Annotated in this window: 1 protein-coding gene; it reads right to left on the bottom strand. The window is 65.4% G+C overall.

Annotated features, from left to right (window positions below; all coding sequences use genetic code 11):
- The coding region (locus QMK24_RS41340) for a phage tail tape measure protein (RefSeq protein WP_283472066.1) at positions 1-899 on the bottom strand (899 nt) is incomplete at both ends.

Genomic DNA, 899 nt, shown 5'->3' with positions numbered 1-899 from the left:
CCGGACACCCCGGCCCGCTGCAGGCTGTCCTTGAGGTCCTTCAGCGCCACATACAGGCCGTCCGGCTGCTTCAGGTCCATGGCCAGCTTGTTCTGCGTGATGCCGGCCTTCTTCATGGCCTGCTCCATCGCGTTACTGCTGGCCTTGACGTCCGTGGACGCCAGCCCCATCGCGGTCAGCATCTTCGTGGCCTTCTGCGACGGCGTCGTCATCATGGAGATGCCCATGGTCAGACGCGTCGCGGCGACCTCCGCCGTGTTCCCGACGTCGGTGAGGTAGGCCAGGCCCGCACCCATGGAGTTGACGGAGATGCCCATCTGCGCGGCAGTCGGCGCCCAGTTCTTGATCGACTGGTTGAAGTCCTGGAACTTCGTATCGCCCTGGCCGACGATGGCGTTGAGGCTGGCCATCGTGGGACCGGCCTGATCGGCGCTGATATTGAACGCCTTCATCACGCTGGACAGGCTGTAGGTGGTGTTTTCCAGTGAGGCCCCGGATATCTGGGCTTCCTGCGCGGAGTACTTCACGACCTCCAGCGCGGACTTGAGGTCCAGGCCGGCAGAGATCGGGTGGTACAGGGCCTCGGCCATCTGCGTGCCGGTGTACCCGGTCTGGGTGCCGAGCTTCAGGACGGCGTCGTTGAGCTGGTCCGACGTCATGTGAACTTTTTTGAGCGCGTCGTCCGTCAGCCCGGCAGCGGTGTAGAGGCGCTTCATGTGCGTCTCGAAATCCGCAGCCCACTTCACGGACGCGACGCCGATCAGGACCGCGGCCCCGCCGGCGACCATGCCGATCCCGGCGAGCTTCTTGAACGCCCCGCCGATACGCGACGAGGACGCCTCACCCTCGGCGGCGGCCTCCTTGAGACCCCGCTTGAACGGTTCGGTGACCGCACGGAG

It is taken from the genome of Streptomyces sp. PH10-H1 (genome assembly GCF_030063355.1).
In the GTDB taxonomy this organism is placed as follows: domain Bacteria; phylum Actinomycetota; class Actinomycetes; order Streptomycetales; family Streptomycetaceae; genus Actinacidiphila.
The sequence above is the reverse complement of the archived record's forward strand: the minus strand, read 5'-3'. Positions and strand labels throughout refer to the sequence as shown.